Origin of the sequence: Streptomyces sp. NPDC005438 (assembly GCF_040606315.1) — a bacterium.
In the GTDB taxonomy this organism is placed as follows: domain Bacteria; phylum Actinomycetota; class Actinomycetes; order Streptomycetales; family Streptomycetaceae; genus Streptomyces.
In genome coordinates this window covers 252,360-270,861 of the sequence record NZ_JBEXEP010000007.1, presented here as the reverse complement: position 1 = coordinate 270,861, position 18,502 = coordinate 252,360, and the positions used below count along the sequence as shown (strand labels likewise).

Sequence of the window (18,502 nt, the reverse complement as noted above, 5' to 3'; positions counted from 1 at the left end):
CGCTCTCACAACACGGCCGCGTCGCGGGCTCCCCTCAACCAGCCCCGCTCACCGGCGATGACACCCGCCTGGAAACGGCTCCGCGCGCCGAGCTGGGTCATCAGCTCGGCGGTGATCCGACGGGAGGTGCGCACCGAGATGCCCAGCTTCCGGGCCACCACCTCGTCGGTGTAGCCCTGCGCCAGCAGACCGATCACCGCCCGCGCCTGACTGGTCAGACCCGTCTCCCGGTCCGGCGCGGGTGCCTCGCCGAACAGGCTGGCGCCCTCCCACACGTGCTCGAACAGCGCGCACAGCGCCGACACCAGTCCCGCCCCGTGCAGCACCAGGGCGCCGGCCGCGGTGTCGTCCGGGTTGCTGGGCACCACGGCCGCCTCCCGGTCGAAGATCACCATGCGCAGGGGCAGCGAGGGCGCCAGACGTACCGAGGCGCCCAGCCTGGTCAGCCAGTTCAGGTACTCCACGGTGTCGGGGTGGTTGCCGGCGCTGCTCTGGTAGACCGAACGCAGCGTCACTCCCCGGTCGACGGCGCTCTGGTCGAGCGGACGGCTGGCCTCGATGGTCGCCCGGGACTGGCCTCCGCCCGTGCTCAGCTCCATCACCTCGCTGACACAGCCGTGGGTGAGGTCCTGGAGTACGGCGCGCACCATCTCCACGCCGCGGAGTTCCTCGATCTCGACGCGTCTGCGGTTCTGCACGGTGTCGGCGTACTCGGCCACCAGTTCGCTGATCGCCAACCGGCCGTGGTTGATCTGCTGTTGACGGCGCGCCAGCTCGTCCTCCTGGTGCGCCAGCAGGGACACCAGGCTCACTTCCGGGTTCACCAGGAGCAGTTCCCCGGGGTACTGCCCCGAGGTGCGTACCAGAGACAGCCGAGCCAGCTCGTCAAGAGCCATCCTCACCTGGTCGGTCGTCCGCGAAAGCTTCTCGGCGAGTTCCGAAACACCTAGTTCCGGTTGTCCGAGCATAGCTCGGTACACCGCCTCCGCTTCCGCGCTCACACCCAATACTTCCAGCACGCTTCCCCCCGGAACGCGATCTGAACTGATAGCTGCGTGAATGGTCGATCCGCGATGCTACTACGAAGCGGAGGGGCGCTACGAAGCTCACGGATACCACGCAAGGAATTCGCCATTCCGCCACGTGGAAGTGGAAACCGACTACCCAGAAAGGATGGCCATGTACCTCGTCGCCGAGCGGATGCTGCGCGGCCGAACGGTCATGGACGCCACTCAGATCCAGGAGCTGCTGGAGGCCGCCGCGACCGCTGAGGACGGCCTCGAACACGTCTACGCGGAGGGGGACTTGGAGGGCGTGCACGCCGTCCTGTTCTTCCGCGCCACGTCCCACGAGTGCGCCCGGTCGGCCGCCCACCGAATCATGGCACGACTGCTGGAAAGGGACGAGTTGCAAGGTTGGGAACGAGCCCAGGTCAACCTGGGTTGAATTGGACATCCCGCCATCATTACTCAGAATCCCTCTGGCAAAGACCTGCCAACGCAGGACCCTGACACGGACGACCAATGACACCTCTCAACCCCAGAGGCCAGAATTCCTGCACGGGAGCAGAGAGAGGCCGCACAAGCGGAGTAAACCCCTCCTCGCTCTACAGGCTAAAATTCGATCGACCATGATTATCCGGGGGGATGACCATGCGGTCTGTTGACCGTTGCCGTAACCGTTCCAACGTCAGTACCAGCCGCCTCGACCACGGCTCGCTGACCTCTCTCGCACGCCGGATCGGCTGGGAGTTCACCGCCGCTCCGCGCGCCGTCCGCATCGGCTGGGAGCTGACGGACACCCAGAGCGCCCTCATCGGCTGGGAGTGACCCACCGCACGGCAGGGACCGTGCACCGTGTCGAGGCCCGCCGGACACCGGGCCGGGGGAAGTGCCGATCCAGTACGGACACAGTCGGGGGGAACTCGTGCCCATCATCACGACGCCGCAGGAGTACAACGAGGAGAGCCTCTTCGTGGACCTGCGGCAGCTCTACGGATACCCGCTCCACCTGAAGTGTGAGAGCTTCAACTTCGCGGGCTCCGTGAAGCTCAAGGCCGCGGCCTCCATGGTCGAGGCGGCCGAACGCTCCGGGCGGCTGGGCCCCGACTCGGTGCTGGTGGAGTCCTCCTCCGGCAACCTCGGCATGGCGCTCAGCATGATCGCGGCGGCGAAGGGCTACCGGTTCGTGTGCGTGGTGGACTCCCGCACCAACCTGTCGACCCGTCAGGTGATCCAGTCCCTGGGCAGCGAGGTCCACATCATCACCGAGCCCCACCCCACCGGGGGGTTCCTGGAGGCGCGGCTGGAGTACGTGCGCCAGATGTGCGCCTCCGACAGCCGCTACCTGTGGCTGAACCAGCACGCCAACGAGAACAACTGGCAGGCCCACTACCGGACCACCGGCCCGGAGATCGAGAAGCAGTTCCCCAACCTCGACGTGCTGTTCGTGGGCGCGGGCACCACCGGCACCCTGATGGGGTGCGCCCGGTACTTCCGGGACCAGCCCGGTTCCAAGGTCACGGTCGTGGGCGTGGACAGCGAGGGCTCGGTGACCTTCGGCACGCCCCCGGGGCGGCGGATGATCCCGGGTCTCGGCGCGGGCGTGCGCCCCGCCCTGTTCGACCCCTCCCTGGTCGACGACACGGTGCTGGTGTCCGAGGTCGACACCATTCGCACCTGCCACGCGCTGGCCCGCAGGGGCTTCCTGTTCGGAGGCTCCACCGGGACGGTCGTCCACGGCGCGCGCACCTGGCTGGAGGAACACCGGAAGGACCAGGACGTGGTGGCCGTGGCCGTCTCGCCCGACCTGGGTGATCGCTATCTGGACACTGTCTATCGGTCGGCGTGGGTGCAGGACATCTACGGGCTGGACTCCACCCCGGATGTCAGTTCCGACGCCGCCGTCACTGGAGCGTACTGAGCATGAGTGAGGCCCCCTTCGAAGTTCCGCTCTCCGGCGCGCAGCGGGAGATGTGGTTCGCCCAGCAACTCGACCCGGGCAGCCCGGTGTTCACGATGGCTGACCACCTGGACCTTGAGGGGTCGGTGGACCTGGGCCGGCTGGAGGAGAGCTGGTGGCGACTGGTCGAGCAGACCGAGTGTCTGCGGGCCCGGTTCACCGAGCGCGACGGGGAGCCGGTCCAGACGATCCACCCGGTCAGCCCGACGCCGTTGCCGGTGTGCGACTTCCGGGACGAGAAGGACCCGGACGCGGCCTCGCGGCGTCGGATGTCGGAGGGGCTGGCCGAGCCGTCGTCGCTGGGCGAGGGGGGTTTCCTCACCGAGGTGCACCTGCTGGAACGTGACCTGACCCGGTTGTTCCTGCGGGCGAACCACATCCTGATGGACGGTTACAGCCGCTCGCTGTTCTACCAGCGGTTCGCCGACCTGTACTCCGGTACGGCCGAGGAACCACCGCCGCCGCTGGCGGAGTTGGCCGAGGACGAGACGGCGTACGCGGGCTCGCGGCGTGCCGAACGGGACCGTGAGTACTGGTCGGAGCGGTTCGCCGAGTCGCCGCAGCCGACGCGGCTGAGCCAGCGTCACCCGGGGCGGGCGGACCACACCCTGCGGGCCAGCGCCCGGCTGGCGGCCGACACCATGGAGCGGCTGCGCCAGTTGGCGTGGCAGGAGCGGGTGACCTGGCCGACCATGCTGATCGGCGCGACGGCCGGATACGTACGGCAGGTCGTGGGCGAGGGCGAGGTGCTGCTGACCCTGCCGGTGCCCGGCCGGGTGGGGACCACCGCCAAGGCCGTACCGGGGATGCGGGCCAACTTCCTGCCCCTGGGCCTGTCGTTGCCGGCCGGGGCGACCCGGTCGGAGCTGCTGCGGCAGACCGCCGAGGGACTGCGCGGCGCCGTGAAGCACCAGTGCTACCGGGGCGACCGGCTGCGGCGCGAACTGGGCTTCACCGGGGACGCCGGCTACTCCTACGGCCCCAGCGTGAACGTGTTGCAGTCCGGCGCGGAGTACCGCTTCGACCAGCTGCCGGCGCGGCTGTGGAACCTGTCGACCGGCCCGGTGCCGGACATGCAGATCGTGTTCCTGGACATTCCCGGAGGCGGGTGGGAGCTGCGGATCGACGGGCACCCCAGCCTGTACACCCAGGACGAGTTGGACGGCCACCTGCACCGGCTGGCCGGCTACCTCACCGAGCTGGCCGAGCTGCCGGACGAGGCGCCGCTGGTGTCGGTGGAGGCGCTGCTGCCGGTGGAGCGGGAGCGGTTCGCCGCCGTGCCCGGGGGCAACCCGGGGTTCACCGACACCGTCGCCCGTATCCACGCGGTCGCCGCCCGGGCGCCGCACCTGGTGGCCGTGGAGGACGGCACCACCAAACTGACCTACGCCGAACTGGTCGGCCGCGCGGGCGCCCTGGCGCAGCGTCTGACCGGTGAGGGTGCCGGGCCGGGTTCGCTGGTGGGCGTGGCGGCGGGCCCCGGGGTGCCGTTCGTCACCGCCGTACTGGGCGTGCTGACGGCGGGGGCGGCCTGGATTCCGCTGGACGTACGGGCGCCGGTGGCCCGCAGCGGCGGGCTGCTGGCCGACAGTGGCGCCGGGTTCCTGCTGTACGCCAACGACCAGCGGGGTTACGCCGAGCAGATCTGCGAGGAGGCCGGCACCTCACCGGTGCGGCTCCTGCTCGACGGTCAGATGGCCGGCACCGACACCCGGTCCTGGGAGTGGCCGGCTGGTGGCGACGACGACCTGGCGTACGTGATCTTCACCTCCGGTTCCACCGGCAAGCCCAAGGGCGCCATGGTGCACCGCCGGGGCATGGTCAACCACCTGCTGGCCAAGGTCGAGGACCTGGGCCTGACCGCCACCGACACCGTGGTGCACAACGCCCCGGTCACCTTCGACATCTCCGTGTGGCAGATGCTGTCCGCGCTGGTCGCCGGGGGTACCACCCGGGTGGTCTCGCACGAGCTGGCCGCCGACCCGCAGCGGCTGTTCACCCTGGTGGACACCGAGCGGATCACCATCCTGGAGGTGGTGCCCTCGCTGCTGCGCGTCGCCCTGGAGGAGTGGGACACCGGCGCGCCCCGGCCCGTACTGGACTCGCTGCGCCAACTGGTCGTCACCGGTGAGGCGTTGCCGGCCGACCTGTGCGACCGCTGGCTGACGTACTTCCCCGACATCCCGCTGGTCAACGCCTACGGGCCGACCGAGTGCTCGGACGACGTCACCCACGCGGTGATCGACACCGAGCGCCGCCCGGACTCCGCGACCGCCCCGATCGGTGCCGCGATCCGCAACACCGCCCTGTACGTGCTGGGCGACGGGCTCCAGCCGTTGCCGGCGGGGATGCCCGGGGAGCTGTACGTGGGCGGCATCGGCGTGGGCCGGGGCTACCTGGCCGACGCCCGTCGCACCGGACAGGTCTTCCTGCCCGACCCCTACTCCCCGGTGCCGGGCGCCCGGATGTACCGCACCGGCGACCGCGTCGTGCAACGCGCCGACGGACAACTGGAGTTCCTCGAACGCGTCGACCACCAGGTCAAGATCCGCGGCCACCGCATCGAACTCGGCGAGATCGAGGCCCGCCTGCGCGCCCTGCCCGAGGTCACCGACGCCGTCGTCACCGTCGCCAAGGACACCGGCGGCAACAACCGCCTGGCCGCCTTCCTGGCCGGCACCGCCGACCCCACCGACGTACGCTCCGCCCTGGCCACCGCGCTGCCGGACTACATGGTCCCCTCCGCCTTCGTGGTCCTGGACGCCCTGCCGCTGACCCCCAACGGCAAGGTCGACCGCAAGGCGCTGCCGCAGCCGGAGTTCTCCGGCGGCTCCTCGGGGCGGGCGCCCCGGGTGCCCCGCGAGGAGGTGCTGTGCGAGGTCTTCGCCGAGATCCTGGGCCTGGACGACGTCTCCATCGACGACAACTTCTTCGAGCTGGGCGGCCACTCGCTGCTGGCCACCAAGCTGGTCGGCCGACTCCGTACCCGGCTGGACGTGGAGCTGGCGGTACGGGACGTGTTCGACTCCCCCACCGTCTCCGAGCTGTCCCGGGTGCTGGGCGGTGCCGACGAGGCCACCCGCCCGGCGCTGGCCGCGATGGAGCGCCCGGAGGAGATGCCGCTGTCCTTCGCGCAGCAGCGGCTGTGGTTCCTGGGCTACCTGGACGGGCGGAGCGCGACCTACCACCTGCCGCGCGTCCTGCGGCTGAGCGGCGAGCTGGACCGCTCGGCGTTGCAGGCGGCGCTGGTGGACGTGGTCAACCGCCACGAGGCACTGCGCACGGTCTTCCCCGAGCAGGACGGCAAGGCCGTACAGAAGGTGCTGCCGGTCGGGCAGGCGCGGTTGCACGTGCCGGTCACCCGGGTCACCCCCGGGGTGCTGGAGGAGCTGGTGGCCGAACGGGCCTCGGTCTCCTTCGACCTGACGGCCGAACTGCCGCTGCGGGCGGAGCTGTTCAAGCTCTCCGAGCGTGAGCACGTCCTGCTGGTGGTGCTGCACCACATCGCCGGTGACGGCTGGTCGGTGCTGCCCCTGGCGCGGGACCTGCGGGACGCCTACGCCGCCCGGATCGAGGGCGGCACCCCCGACTGGAAGCCGCTGCCGGTCCAGTACGCCGACTACACCCTGTGGCAGCGGCGCCTGCTGGGCGACACCCACGACGGCGACAGCCTGATCTCGCGTCAGCTGGAGTTCTGGCGCGGTGCCCTGGCCGGGGTGCCGGACGAGCTGGAGCTGCCGTACGACCTGCCCCGGCCCAACGTGCCCTCCTACCGGGGCGGGCAGGTCTCCCTCGACCTGGACGCCGAACTCCACGAGCAGCTGGCCCAGTTGGCCCGCCGTAGCGGAGCCAGCGTCTTCATGGTGCTCCAGGCCGCCCTGGCCACCCTGCTGAACAAGCTCGGCGCGGGCGAGGACATCCCGCTGGGCACCCCGGTGGCCGGGCGCAACGACAGCGCCCTGGAGAACGCGGTCGGCTTCTTCGTCAACACCCTGGTGCTGCGCAACGACCTGAGCGGCGACCCCAGCTTCCGCGAGCTGGTCGAACGCGCCCGGGACACCGCGCTGGCCGCCTACGCCCACCAGGACGTGCCCTTCGAGGCCCTGGTCGACGTGGTGAACCCCTCGCGTTCGCTGTCCCGGCAGCCGCTGTTCCAGGTGATGCTGGCGTACCAGAACAACGAGACCGTCGACTTCGAGCTGCCCGGGCTGAGCACCACCGTGGAGCAGGTACCCACCGGTACCGCCCGCTTCGACCTGGCCTTCGAACTGAACGAGCAGGTGGACGAGGAGGGCGAACCGGCCGGTATCCAGGGCCTGTTGGAGTACAGCGAGGACCTGTTCACCGAGCACGGCGCCCGTACCATCGCCGACCGGCTGACCTACCTCCTCGGACTGCTGCTGGACGAGCCCGACCAGCCGCTGAGCACCGTGGACTCCCTGCTGCCCCGCGAGTCCCTCAGCATCCTCAGCGACTGGGACGGCAGCCGGGCCCACGCCCCCGAACCCACCACCCTCCCGGAGTTGTTCGCCCGCGAGGTGGACCGCCGCCCCGAGCGGCTCGCCCTCCTCCTCGCCGGGGGCGACGAGGCGGACCGGATGACCTACGCGGAGCTGGAGGAGCGGGCCAACGCCCTGGCCCACCGGCTGATCCTGCGCGGGGTGGGCCCCTCCGACACCGTGGCCCTGGTGCTGCCCCGCACCCTGGACACCGTGGTGGCGGTCTGGGCCGTGGTCCTCGCCGGCGCCGCCTACCTGCCGGTCGACCCCAACTACCCGCCCGAGCGCATCGCCTACATGCTGGGCGACGCCCACCCGGCGGCCGTACTGACCACCACCGACCTGGCCCACCTGCCCGAGCAAGCGGCGGCCGACAACGGCGGCTACGCGCCGCTCACCCTGGTGCTGGACTCGCCGGAGATGACCCGGGAGGTCGAGGTCGGCCCCCGGCACCGGCCCACCGACGCCGACCGGGTGGCCCCGCTGCGACCCCAGCACCCGGCGTACGTCATCTACACCTCCGGCTCCACCGGCCGCCCCAAGGGCGTACTGGTCCCGCACGCCTCCGTCGGCGCGCTGGCCGCGCAGGGGCAGCGCTTCGGGGTCCGCGACGACAAGCGGGTGCTCCAGTTCGCGGCGTTCAGCTTCGACGCCGCCGCCTGGGAGATCTTCGGCACCCTGCTGGCCGGCGCCACCCTGGTGGTCGCCCGCGAGGAGGACCGCAGCCCCGGCGAACCGCTGGCCCGGCTGATCGCGGACACCCAGGTGGACGTGGTCTGCCTGCCGCCCACCGTGCTGTCGGCCTGGCCCCAGGACCTGTCGATGCCCCTGGGCCTGACCGTGATCACCGCCGGCGAGGCCTGCCCGCCGGAGCTGGTCGGCCGCTGGTCGGAGGGCCGGCGCATCCTCAACGCGTACGGCCCGACCGAGACCACCGTCTGCGCCACCGTCAGCGAACCCCTCCAGGGCGCGGTCAAGCCGCCGGTGGGCCGCCCGCTGGCCGGTACCCGCATCCGGGTGCTGGACGGGGCGCTGCGCCCGGTCCCGGTGGGGGTCACCGGCGAGCTGTACGTGGCCGGACGCGGCCTGGCCCTGGGCTACCTGGGCCGGCCCGACCTGACCGCGCAGCGCTTCACCGCCGACCCCTTCGGCGAGCCCGGCGAGCGGATGTACCGCACCGGTGACCTGGTGCGCTGGCGTTCCGACGGCACCCTGGACTACGTCGGCCGCGCCGACAACCAGGTCAAGCTGCGGGGCTTCCGTATCGAACTGGGCGAGATCGAGACCGCCCTGCTGGCGCACCCGAAGGTGGGCCAGGCCGCGGTGATCGTCCGCGAGGACCGGCCCGGCGAGCGGCGGCTGACCGCCTACGTGGTGCCCTCCGGCGAGGAGGCCACCAGCGGTCCCGAACTCCGCGCCCACCTGGCGTCCGGCCTGCCGGACTACATGGTGCCGGCCGCCTTCGTGGAGATGGACGCCCTGCCGCTGACCGGCAACGGCAAGCTGGACCACCGGGCGCTGCCCGAGCCGGACCTGTCGGTGGTCTCCACCCAGCGCGAGCCGAGGACCGAACGCGAGGAGCAGCTGTGCCAGCTGTTCGCCGAGGTGCTGGGGCTGGAGCGGGTCGGGGCCGACGACAGCTTCTTCGACCTGGGCGGCGACTCCATCGTCTCCATCCAGCTGGTGAGCCGGGCCCGGGACGCCGGACTCCAGATCTCCACCCAGGACGTGTTCACCCAGCGCACCCCCGCCGCCCTGGCGGCGCAGGCCTCGGACGACACCGAACTGCGGGTGCTGGGCGCCGGCGACGGCGTCGGCACCCTGGAACCCACGCCGATCATGCACTGGCTGCGGGAACTGGGCGGCGACACCGACGGCTTCTACCAGGCCGTGGTGGTCCGCACCCCCGCCGACGCCCAGTGGAACGACCTGGCCGAGGCGCTCCAGGCGGTCGTCGACCACCACGACGCGCTGCGGATGCGGCTGGAGGTCAACGGCGGCACCTGGAACCCGGTGATCGCCAAGTCCGGCGAGGTGGACGTACGACTGCTGCTGTCCCGCACGGACGTGTCCGAGCAGCCCGAGGAGGCCCTGCCCGGGCTGGTCTCCCGGCTGGCGCGGGAGGCCCAGGGCCGGCTGGCGCCCCAGGACGGGGTGATGCTCCAGGCCGTGTGGTGTGACGCCGGACCGGGGCGCCCCGGGCGGCTGCTGCTGATGCTGCACCACCTGGTGGTGGACGGCGTGACCTGGCGGGCGCTGGTACCGGACCTGGGGCAGGCGTACCAGGCGGTGGTGGACGGCGGGCAGCCGAAGCTGTCCCCGGTGGGCACCTCGCTGCGGCAGTGGTCCAAGCTGCTGGTGGACGAGGCCCGTACCAGCCGCCGCCGTTCCGAACTGTCGCTGTGGCAGCGGGCGTTGAGCACCCCCGACCCGTTGTTGGGCAGCCGCGCGCTGGACCCCAAGCGGGACGTGTCGGCCAGCTCGGACGCGCTGCGTCTGATGCTGGACACCGCCACCACCCGGTCGCTGCTCACCGAGGTGCCGGCCACCTTCCACGCCGAGGTCAACGACGTGCTGCTGACCGGTTTCGCGCTGGCGGTCGCCGAGTGGCGGCACCGTCGGGGTGAGGCCTCCCAACAGGTGCTGCTGGAGCTGGAGGGGCACGGCCGCGAGGACTTCACCCGGGGCCTGGACCTGGGCCGTACGGCGGGCTGGTTCACCAGCATCTGCCCGGTACGGCTGGAGCTGGGCGAGCTGGACTGGGACGAGGTGGCCGCCGGCGGCCCCGCCGTGGGCCGGGCGCTGCGCCAGGTGCGCGAGCAGCTGCGGGCGCTGCCCAACCACGGTCTGGGCTACGGCCTGCTGCGCTACCTCGCCCCGGAGAACGCCCCGGGCCTGGTGAACGCGCCGGCGCCACAGCTGGGCTTCAACTACCTGGGCCGGCTGCCGGCCGCCCGGGACGAGGACTGGCACCCCAGCCGGGAGTCCAGCCGGGTCTCGGCCGGTACCGGCGCGGGAATGCCGCTGCCCCACGTGCTGGACGTCAACGCGCTGACCGAGGACGGCCCGGACGGCCCCCGACTGGTGGCCACCTGGACCTGGGCCAGCGAGGTGCTGCACCGGCAGGAGGCCGACGCACTGGCCCACGGCTGGTTCCGCGCCCTGGAGTCGATCGCCGCGCACGCGAGGAACCCCGAGGCGGCGGCCGGCCAGGCGCGGTCCGAGGACCATCTGGTGGCGCTGAGCCAGGACGAGATCGAGGAGCTGGAGAACGAGATGGGTGAGTGGTCCTTGTGAGCACCGTGGCCAAGCGCGGCAACCTCAGCGACGTTCTCCCGGTGACCCCACTGCAGGAGGGGTTGCTGTTCCACGCCGTGTTCAACCAGAACGAACTGGACGTCTACTCCATCCAGTTGGTGCTGGACATGGAGGGGCCGCTGGACGCGGAGCGGATGCGGACGGCCGGCGAACTGCTGCTGGAGCGCCATCCCAACCTGCGGGCGGCGTTCCGGTACCGGAAGAACGGCGAGCCGGTGCAGCTCATCCCGGCCCGGGCGCAGCTGCCCTGGGTGGAGATGGACCTGCGGACCCTGTCCGAGGAGCACCGTCAGGCCGAGGTGCGGCGGGTCACCGACGAGGAGCGGGTGTACTCCTTCGACGTGGGCCGGCCGCCGCTGATGCGGCTGGTGCTGCTGCGGCAGCCGGAGGACCGCTACCGGCTGCTGCTGACCGCCCACCAGATGCTGTTCGACGGCTGGTCGATGCCGATCCTGGTGAAGGAGCTGTTCGCGCTGTACGCGGACGGCGGCCGTGACCTGGAGGTACCGGCCCCGTACAAGTCCTATCTGACGTACCTGTCCCAGCAGGACCGGCCGGCGGCCGAACGCGCCTGGAAGGAGGCGCTGGACGAGCTGCCCAGCCCCACCCTGGTGGCGCCGCAGACCGGCGACCGGGCGCCGCTGATGCCCGAGCACCACGTGCTGGACCTGCCGGCCGACTACACCACCGGCCTCACCGACTGGGCCCGCGCCCACGGCTTCACCCTCAACACCCTGGTGCAGGGCGCCTGGGCGGCCACCCTGGCGATGCTCACCGGACAGCGTGACGTGGTCTTCGGCGGCACCACCTCCGGCCGCCCCCCGGAGCTGCCCGGGGTGGAGGGCATGGTCGGGCTGTTCATCAACAACCTGCCGGTACGGGTCACCCTGGACCCCAACAAGACCTTCGAGCAGGTGCTGCGCGAACTCCAGGACCGGCAGACCCGTCTGCTGCCGCACCAGCACCTGAGCCTCACCCAGATCCGCCAGGAGCTGGGCAGTGGCGAACTGTTCGACACCGCGCTGGTCTTCGAGAACTACCCGCTGGACGCCTCCGAGATGGAGGAGCCGGCGCCGGGTCTGAGGATCACCGGCTTCGAGGCCAAGGACGCCACCCACTATCCGCTGAGCCTGATGGTGATGCCCGGCGAGCGGCTCCACCTGGACATCAGCTACGCCCCCGACCTGTACACCGCCGCCCAGGCCTCCGAGGTCTGCGACCGGCTGGTGTACCTGCTGCACCGGCTGACCACCGGCGCGGACCGGCCGCTGGCCCAGACCCCGTTGCTGCTGCCGGGCGAGCACCGCGACGTCATGACGCTGCCCCAGTCGCCGCCCCCCGAGGACGCGTTCACCGACGTGGTGCCGCACATCCGGGCGCTGGCGCAGGCACAGCCGCAGGCCGTGGCCGTGGTCGACGACCACGAGCGGCTCAGCTACGAGGAGTTGGTGGGCCGGGCCAGCGCGCTGTCCCGCGCGCTGGTGGACCGTGGCGTCGGGCCGGGCACCCTGGTGGGCGTGCTGTCCGCCCCGGGCACCCGGTTCGTCACCGCCATCCTGGGCGTACTGGGCGCCGGGGCGGCCTGGGTGCCGCTGGACGTGGGCGCGCCCCTGAGCCGTACCTCGGGGCTGGTGGCGGACGCCGGCATCGGGATGGTGCTGGCGGACGAGGCCCATGTGCCGCTGGCGCACGAGGTGTTGGCGACCGAGGTGGTCGTGAACGCGGGCACGCCCCCGGTGTTCACCCTGACCACCGACCTGGACGCGCCCGACGCGCTGCTGCCGACGGTCGGGCAGGACGACGACCTGGCGTACGTGATCTTCACCTCCGGTTCCACCGGCAAGCCCAAGGGCGCCATGGTGCACCGCCGGGGCATGGTCAACCACCTGCTGGCCAAGGTCGAGGACCTGGGCCTGACCGGTGGTGACACGGTGGTGCACAACGCCCCGGTCACCTTCGACATCTCCGTGTGGCAGATGCTGTGCGCCCTGGTCACCGGGGGCCAGCTGCGGGTGGTCTCCAAGCAGACCGCCTCCGACCCGGCCGAGTTGTTCGGTCTGGTACCGGCCGAGCGGATCAGCATCCTGGAGGTGGTGCCCTCGCTGCTGCGGGCCACCATCGAGACCTGGGACGCGGGGGCGGCCGTACCGGACCTGACCTCGCTGCGGTACCTGGTGGTCACCGGTGAGGCGCTGCCGGCCGACCTGTGCGACCGCTGGCTGACGTACTTCCCCGACATCCCGCTGGTCAACGCCTACGGGCCGACCGAGTGCTCGGACGACGTCACCCACGCCGTCATCGACCGCGACTTCGAGGTGGGGTCGGTCACCGCCCCCATCGGCACCGCCGTCCGCAACACCGGGCTGTACGTGCTGGGCGACGACCTCCAGCCGCTGCCCCTGGGCGTGCCCGGGGAGCTGTACGTGGGCGGCATCGGCGTGGGCCGGGGCTACCTGGCCGACGCCCGCCGCACCGGACAGGTCTTCCTGCCCGACCCCTACTCCTCCGTGCCCGGCGCCCGGATGTACCGCACCGGCGACCGCGTCGTCCAACGCGCCGACGGACAACTGGAGTTCCTCGAACGCGTCGACCACCAGGTCAAGATCCGCGGCCACCGCATCGAACTCGGCGAGATCGAGGCCCGCCTGCGCGCCCTGCCCGAGGTCACCGACGCCGTCGTCACCGTCGCCAAGGACAACCGGGGCGAGGGCCGGCTGGTGGGCTACCTGGCCGGCACCGCCGACCAGGAGCTGGCCCGTACCGCGCTGGGCGAGGTACTGCCGGACTACATGGTCCCCTCCGCCTTCGTGGTCATGGACGCCCTGCCGCTGACCCCCAACGGCAAGGTCGACCGCAAGGCGCTGCCCGCGCCCCAGGTCGCCCTGTCCAGTGGGCGGGAACCACGCACCGAGCGCGAGGAGTTGCTGTGCTCGGCGTTCGGCGAGGTACTGGGGCTGGGCACCGTCTCCATCGACGAGAGCTTCTTCGACCTGGGCGGCCACTCGCTGCTGGCCACCCGGCTGGTGAGCCGGGTCCGCGCCCTGATGGGCGTGGAACTGTCGGTACGGGAGATCTTCGAGCACCCCACCCCGGTCGAGCTGGCCGAGCGGCTGGGTGACGCCGAGGAGGCCCGCGCCCGGATGACGGTCGGCGAGCGCCCCGAGGTGCTGCCGCTGTCCTACGCGCAGCAGCGCATGTGGTTCCTCAACCGGCTGGAGGGTGCCGAGAGCACCTACAACCTGCCCTGGACCCTGCGTCTGCACGGCCACGTGGACCCGGTCGCCCTGGAGGCGGCGCTCAACGACGTGGTGGACCGGCACGAGTCGCTGCGGACGATCTTCCCCGACTCCGCTGACGGCGAGGCCTTCCAGCAGATCCTGCCCTCCGCCAAGGTGCCCTGGGAGGCCCACCAGGTCACCGCCCAGCAGGTGGAGGAGCGCATCCAGGAGGTGGCGCGGCGCGGCTTCGACCTGTCGGTCGAACTGCCGCTGCGGGCCGCCCTGTTCACCCTCTCCCCCAGCGAGCACGTCCTGGTCACGGTGATCCACCACATCGCCGCCGACGGCTGGTCCAACGCCCCGCTGGCCCGCGACCTCAGCCGCGCCTACACCGCCCGGCTGCGCCAGGAGCAGCCCCAGTGGCGGGCGATGCCGGCCCAGTACGCGGACTACGCGCTGTGGCAGCGGGAGACCCTCGGGGACGACTCCGACCCCGAGAGCCTGATCTCCCGCCAGCTGGAGTTCTGGCGGAAGACCCTGGACGGCATCCCCGACGAGCTGCAACTGCCCACCGACCACCCCCGGCCGCCGGTGCCGACCTACCGTGGCGGCACGGTGGAGTTCACCGTCCCGGCCACCACCCACGCCCGTGCCACCGAGCTGGCCCGGGAACGCGGCGCCAGCATGTTCATGGTGGTGCAGGCCGCCCTGTCGGTGCTGCTGAGCAAGCTGGGCGCCGGGGAGGACATACCCGTCGGCACCCCGGTCGCCGGCCGCACCGACGAGTCCCTCAACGACCTGGTCGGACTGTTCGTCAACACCCTGGTGGTGCGTACCGACCTGTCCGGTGACCCCACCTTCCGGGAGCTGGTGGACCGGGTCCGGCACGCGGGGCTGGCCGCCTTCGAGAACCAGGACCTGCCGTTCGAGAAGCTGGTGGACGCGGTCGCCCCGTCCCGTTCGATGGCCCGACACCCGCTGTTCCAGGTGCTGTTGGCCTTCCAGAACAACGCCGCCGCCGAGTTCACCATGCCCGGCGTGCAGGCCTCGGTGGAGTCCGCCAGCCTGGGCAGCGCCCGCTTCGACCTGTCCCTGGACATGGCCGAGGAGCGCACCGGCCGGGGCGAGGCCTCCGGCATCGTGGGCAAGCTGGAGTACAGCGCCGACCTGTTCACCGAGGAGGGCGCCCGCACCATCGCCGAGCGCCTGTGCCACCTGCTGTCGGTGCTGACCGAGGACCCGGCCCGCCGGCTGTCCGAGGTGCCCTCCCTGCTGCCGGGTGAGGACCAGCGGCTGCTGCACGAGTGGAACGGCGAGCCCGAGCACCGACTGCCGCTGATCCACGAGCGGTTCTCCCAGTGGGCCGCCGCCTGCCCCCAGCGCACCGCGCTGCGGTACCAGGACCAGTGGCTGACCTACCGGGAGCTGGAGGAGCGCTCCAACCGGCTGGCCCGCATCCTGGTCTCCCACGGGGTGGGCCCGGAGCGGGTGGTGGCCATCAGCCTGCCGCGTTCGGCGGGCATGGTGGTGGCCGCGCTGGCGGTGCTCAAGGCGGGCGGCTCCTACCTGCCGATCGACCTGAGCTACCCGGCCGACCGCATCCGCTACATGATGGAGGACGCCCGGCCGGTCCTGGTGATCAGCAAGACGGACCTGCTGGACGCCTTCCCCGAGCTGGTCTCCGCGCACCGGCTGTGCATGGACACCCCGGAGATGGCCCGCGCGCTGGCCACCCTTCCCGGGCATCCGCTGACCACGGCCGAGCGGCACGCCGACCCCCACCCGGAGAACCCGGCGTACATCATCTACACCTCGGGCTCCACCGGCCGCCCCAAGGGCGTGGTGGTGCCGATGCGCAGCTTCAACAACTTCCTGGCCGAGTCGGCCCGGCACCTGCAGATGACCGAGGGCGACACCCTGGTGTCGGTGACCACCTTCGGCTTCGACATCTGCAACCTGGAGCTGTTCGTCCCGCTGCTGTCCGGGGCCACCCTGGTGATCGCCGGGCACGAGACCGTACGGGACCCGGCCGAGCTGGCGAAGATGCTCACCGGCGTCGGCGCCACGGTGATGCAGGCGACGCCCACCCTGTGGAAGACCATGGTCACCGAGCATCCCGAGTCGCTGCGCGGACTGCACGCGATGACCGGCGGCGAGGCCATCAGTCCCGAACTCGCCCTGGAACTGGCGAAGGTGACCGGCCGGCTGACCAACTGGTACGGCCCGACCGAGACCACCATCTGGTCCAGCAAGGCGGAACTGGACACCACCCGCGCCCCGCACATCGGCCGGCCCCTGGCCGGCAACCGGGTCCTGGTGCTGGACTCCCGGCTGCGGCCGGTCCCGGTGGGGGTGACCGGGGAGCTGTACATCGGCGGGCCCGCCGTCACCCGGGGCTACCACGACCGGCCCGGGCTGACCGCCACCCGCTTCGTCGCCGACCCCACCGGCCCGGCCGGCGCCCGGATCTACCGCACCGGCGACCTGGTGCGCTGGCGCGCCGACGGCACCATCGACTACCTGGGCCGCGTCGACTACCAGGTCAAGCTGCGGGGCTTCCGCATCGAACTGGGCGAGATCGAGTCGGCGATGCTGAGCCACCCCCGGGTACACCAGGCGGTGGTGGTGCTCCGCGAGGACGCCTCCGGGGAGAAGCAGCTGGTCGGCTACCTGGTACCGGCCGGCGGGCCGGGCGTGGACATCGCCGAGCTGCGTACCCACCTGGAGCACAGCCTGCCCGGGTACATGGTGCCGGCGCTGTTCGCCGAGCTGACGGAGATGCCGCTCACCCCCAACGCCAAGGTGGACCGCAAGGCCCTGCCGGAGCCGGAGCGTCCGGTCTCCCAGGGCGGCCGGCCGCCGAGCACCCCGACCGAACAGGCCCTGTGCCACGCCATCGCCCAGGTGCTGGGGCTGGGCCAGGTCGGCGCCGAGGACAGCTTCTTCGACCTGGGCGGCGACTCCATCCGCTCCATCAAGCTGGTCAGCAAGGCCCGCGAGCTGGGGCTCGCCATCGCCCCGGCGGACGTGTTCATGCACCGTACGGCGGCGGGCCTGGCCACCGTCGCCAAGGGGCAGCCGGTCGCCGTACCGGCCCAGGCCGCCGCCCCGGCCCCGCAGCCGACCCAGGCGGCACAGCCACAGCGACCGGTCAACGCCTCCTCGCACGAGGACACCACGGTGATCCGGCTGGACCGCCTGCCCGGACGGGTGCGCGGCGCCGCCAAGGCACCGACCGCGCCCCAGCCCACCGACCCGCGCGCCCTGAACGGGCACCCCGCGCCGGCCACCTCCCCGGGGGCGCCCACCGAACCGGTGCGGACCCGGCCGACGGCCCAACCCACCGCCACCCAGGAGGCGTTCGCCGGCGTACTGCCGATCCGCCCCAACGGAACCAAGGCACCCCTGTTCTGTGTCCATGGGGGCGGTGGCCTCGGCTGGCCCTTCATGGAGCTGGCGGGCGCCCTGCCGGACGACATCCCGGTGTACGCCCTCCAGGCGGCCGGCATCGTCAGCGAGGTCGCCCAGCCCACCTCGGTACGGGAGATGGCCAGCCAGTACGTACGGCGGATCAGCCAGATCCAGCCGCACGGCCCGTACCACCTGCTGGGCTGGTCCTACGGGGGCCTGCTGGCCCACGAGATGGCCATCCAGCTCAGCATCGTCGGGGAACGGGTCGCCCTGCTGGCCAACCTGGACGGCTTCCCCGCCGACGGCACCACCGGGCAGGACCTCGACGGCCAGTCGCTGCTGAACGAGATCCTGCTGCGCACCGGCTACACCATGGCCGCCAGCGCCAACCTGACCGTGGGCGAGGCCCTGGACCTCTTCCGCCGCACCGGCAACCCGCTGGCCGAACTGGACGAGACCCAGTTGGGCCGACTGCTGGACGTGGTGCGGGAGTTGAGCCGTCTCGGGGACGAGCACACCCCCGGCCGGTACGAGGGTGACCTGCTGCTGCTGACCGCCGGTCAGGAGCAGCCGCCCCCGAACCCCGAGGTGTGGCGCCCGTACGTGGGCGGACAGCTCGTCAGCCGGACCGTGGACAGCGATCACCACGGGATGCTGGCGCCCCGGCCGGCCGCCCAGATCGCCGGCATCCTCCGGGAGTTCATCGGAGGCTGACCGCTTCACGGCCGCACCCACCGGCCCACCACCCGCCAGCAACACAGCCCGCACGACCACGCCACGAACCACCCGGGGCCGACCACCACCCTCAACCGGGCCCCGCAGGAAGAAAGGACGGCTTGGACCATGAGCAACCCCTTCGACGACGAGAACGGCACCTTCCTGGTGCTCGTCAACGACGAGGGCCAGCACAGCCTGTGGCCGTCGTTCGCGGAGGTCCCGGCCGGCTGGACCACCGCACTGGGCGAGTCCACCCGCGCGGAGGCCCTGGACTACATCGAAAGCAACTGGACGGACCTGCGGCCCCGCAGCCTCGTCGAGAGCAGTCGATGAGCGCCCGTCAGGGCGCATCCCACACCAGCAACAGCACGACAACGG

At 71.8% G+C, this 18,502-nt stretch carries 7 protein-coding genes; 6 read left to right on the top strand and 1 reads right to left on the bottom strand.

Features of this window, described 5'->3' with window-relative positions:
- Positions 1–5 precede the first annotated feature (5 nt).
- Complete coding sequence (locus tag ABZT14_RS17070) at positions 6–896, bottom strand: LuxR C-terminal-related transcriptional regulator (RefSeq protein WP_356302853.1); 891 nt, start codon at positions 894–896, stop codon at positions 6–8.
- A gap of 277 nt (positions 897–1,173) precedes the next feature.
- Between ABZT14_RS17070 and ABZT14_RS17065 the strand changes: the two genes are divergently transcribed.
- The 6 genes from ABZT14_RS17065 (at position 1,174) to ABZT14_RS17040 (ending at position 18,457) form a co-directional block, all read left to right on the top strand.
- Entirely contained in the window at positions 1,174–1,446 is a 273-nt protein-coding gene (locus ABZT14_RS17065; protein ID WP_356302850.1) for a hypothetical protein, read from the top strand.
- 206 nt (positions 1,447–1,652) lie between these two features.
- The gene (locus ABZT14_RS17060) at positions 1,653–1,829 is read left to right on the top strand and encodes a hypothetical protein (RefSeq protein WP_356302847.1); all 177 of its coding nucleotides are present in this window, start codon (positions 1,653–1,655) and stop codon (positions 1,827–1,829) included.
- A gap of 97 nt (positions 1,830–1,926) precedes the next feature.
- Entirely contained in the window at positions 1,927–2,922 is a 996-nt protein-coding gene (gene sbnA / locus ABZT14_RS17055; protein WP_356302844.1) for a 2,3-diaminopropionate biosynthesis protein SbnA, read from the top strand.
- Between the two features lie 2 nt (positions 2,923–2,924).
- Positions 2,925–10,757 carry an amino acid adenylation domain-containing protein gene (locus tag ABZT14_RS17050; protein ID WP_356302841.1) on the top strand — a complete coding sequence of 2,611 codons (7,833 nt, stop codon included), beginning with the start codon at positions 2,925–2,927 and terminating at the stop codon, positions 10,755–10,757.
- A 41-nt stretch (positions 10,758–10,798) separates the two neighbouring features.
- Positions 10,799–18,121 carry an amino acid adenylation domain-containing protein gene (locus tag ABZT14_RS17045; RefSeq protein ID WP_356302839.1) on the top strand — a complete coding sequence of 2,441 codons (7,323 nt, stop codon included), beginning with the start codon at positions 10,799–10,801 and terminating at the stop codon, positions 18,119–18,121.
- A gap of 129 nt (positions 18,122–18,250) precedes the next feature.
- Positions 18,251–18,457, top strand: coding sequence for an MbtH family protein (locus ABZT14_RS17040; RefSeq protein WP_356302836.1), 207 nt, complete (start codon positions 18,251–18,253; stop codon positions 18,455–18,457).
- Positions 18,458–18,502: the final 45 nt, after the last annotated feature.

Coding starts and splice junctions, on each gene's coding strand:
- ABZT14_RS17070 (WP_356302853.1), bottom strand. CDS start 896: ATGGCTCTTGACGAGCTGGCTCGGCTGTCTCTGGTACGCACCTCGGGG.
- ABZT14_RS17065 (WP_356302850.1), top strand. CDS start 1,174: ATGGCCATGTACCTCGTCGCCGAGCGGATGCTGCGCGGCCGAACGGTC.
- ABZT14_RS17060 (WP_356302847.1), top strand. CDS start 1,653: ATGCGGTCTGTTGACCGTTGCCGTAACCGTTCCAACGTCAGTACCAGC.
- ABZT14_RS17050 (WP_356302841.1), top strand. CDS start 2,925: ATGAGTGAGGCCCCCTTCGAAGTTCCGCTCTCCGGCGCGCAGCGGGAG.
- ABZT14_RS17040 (WP_356302836.1), top strand. CDS start 18,251: ATGAGCAACCCCTTCGACGACGAGAACGGCACCTTCCTGGTGCTCGTC.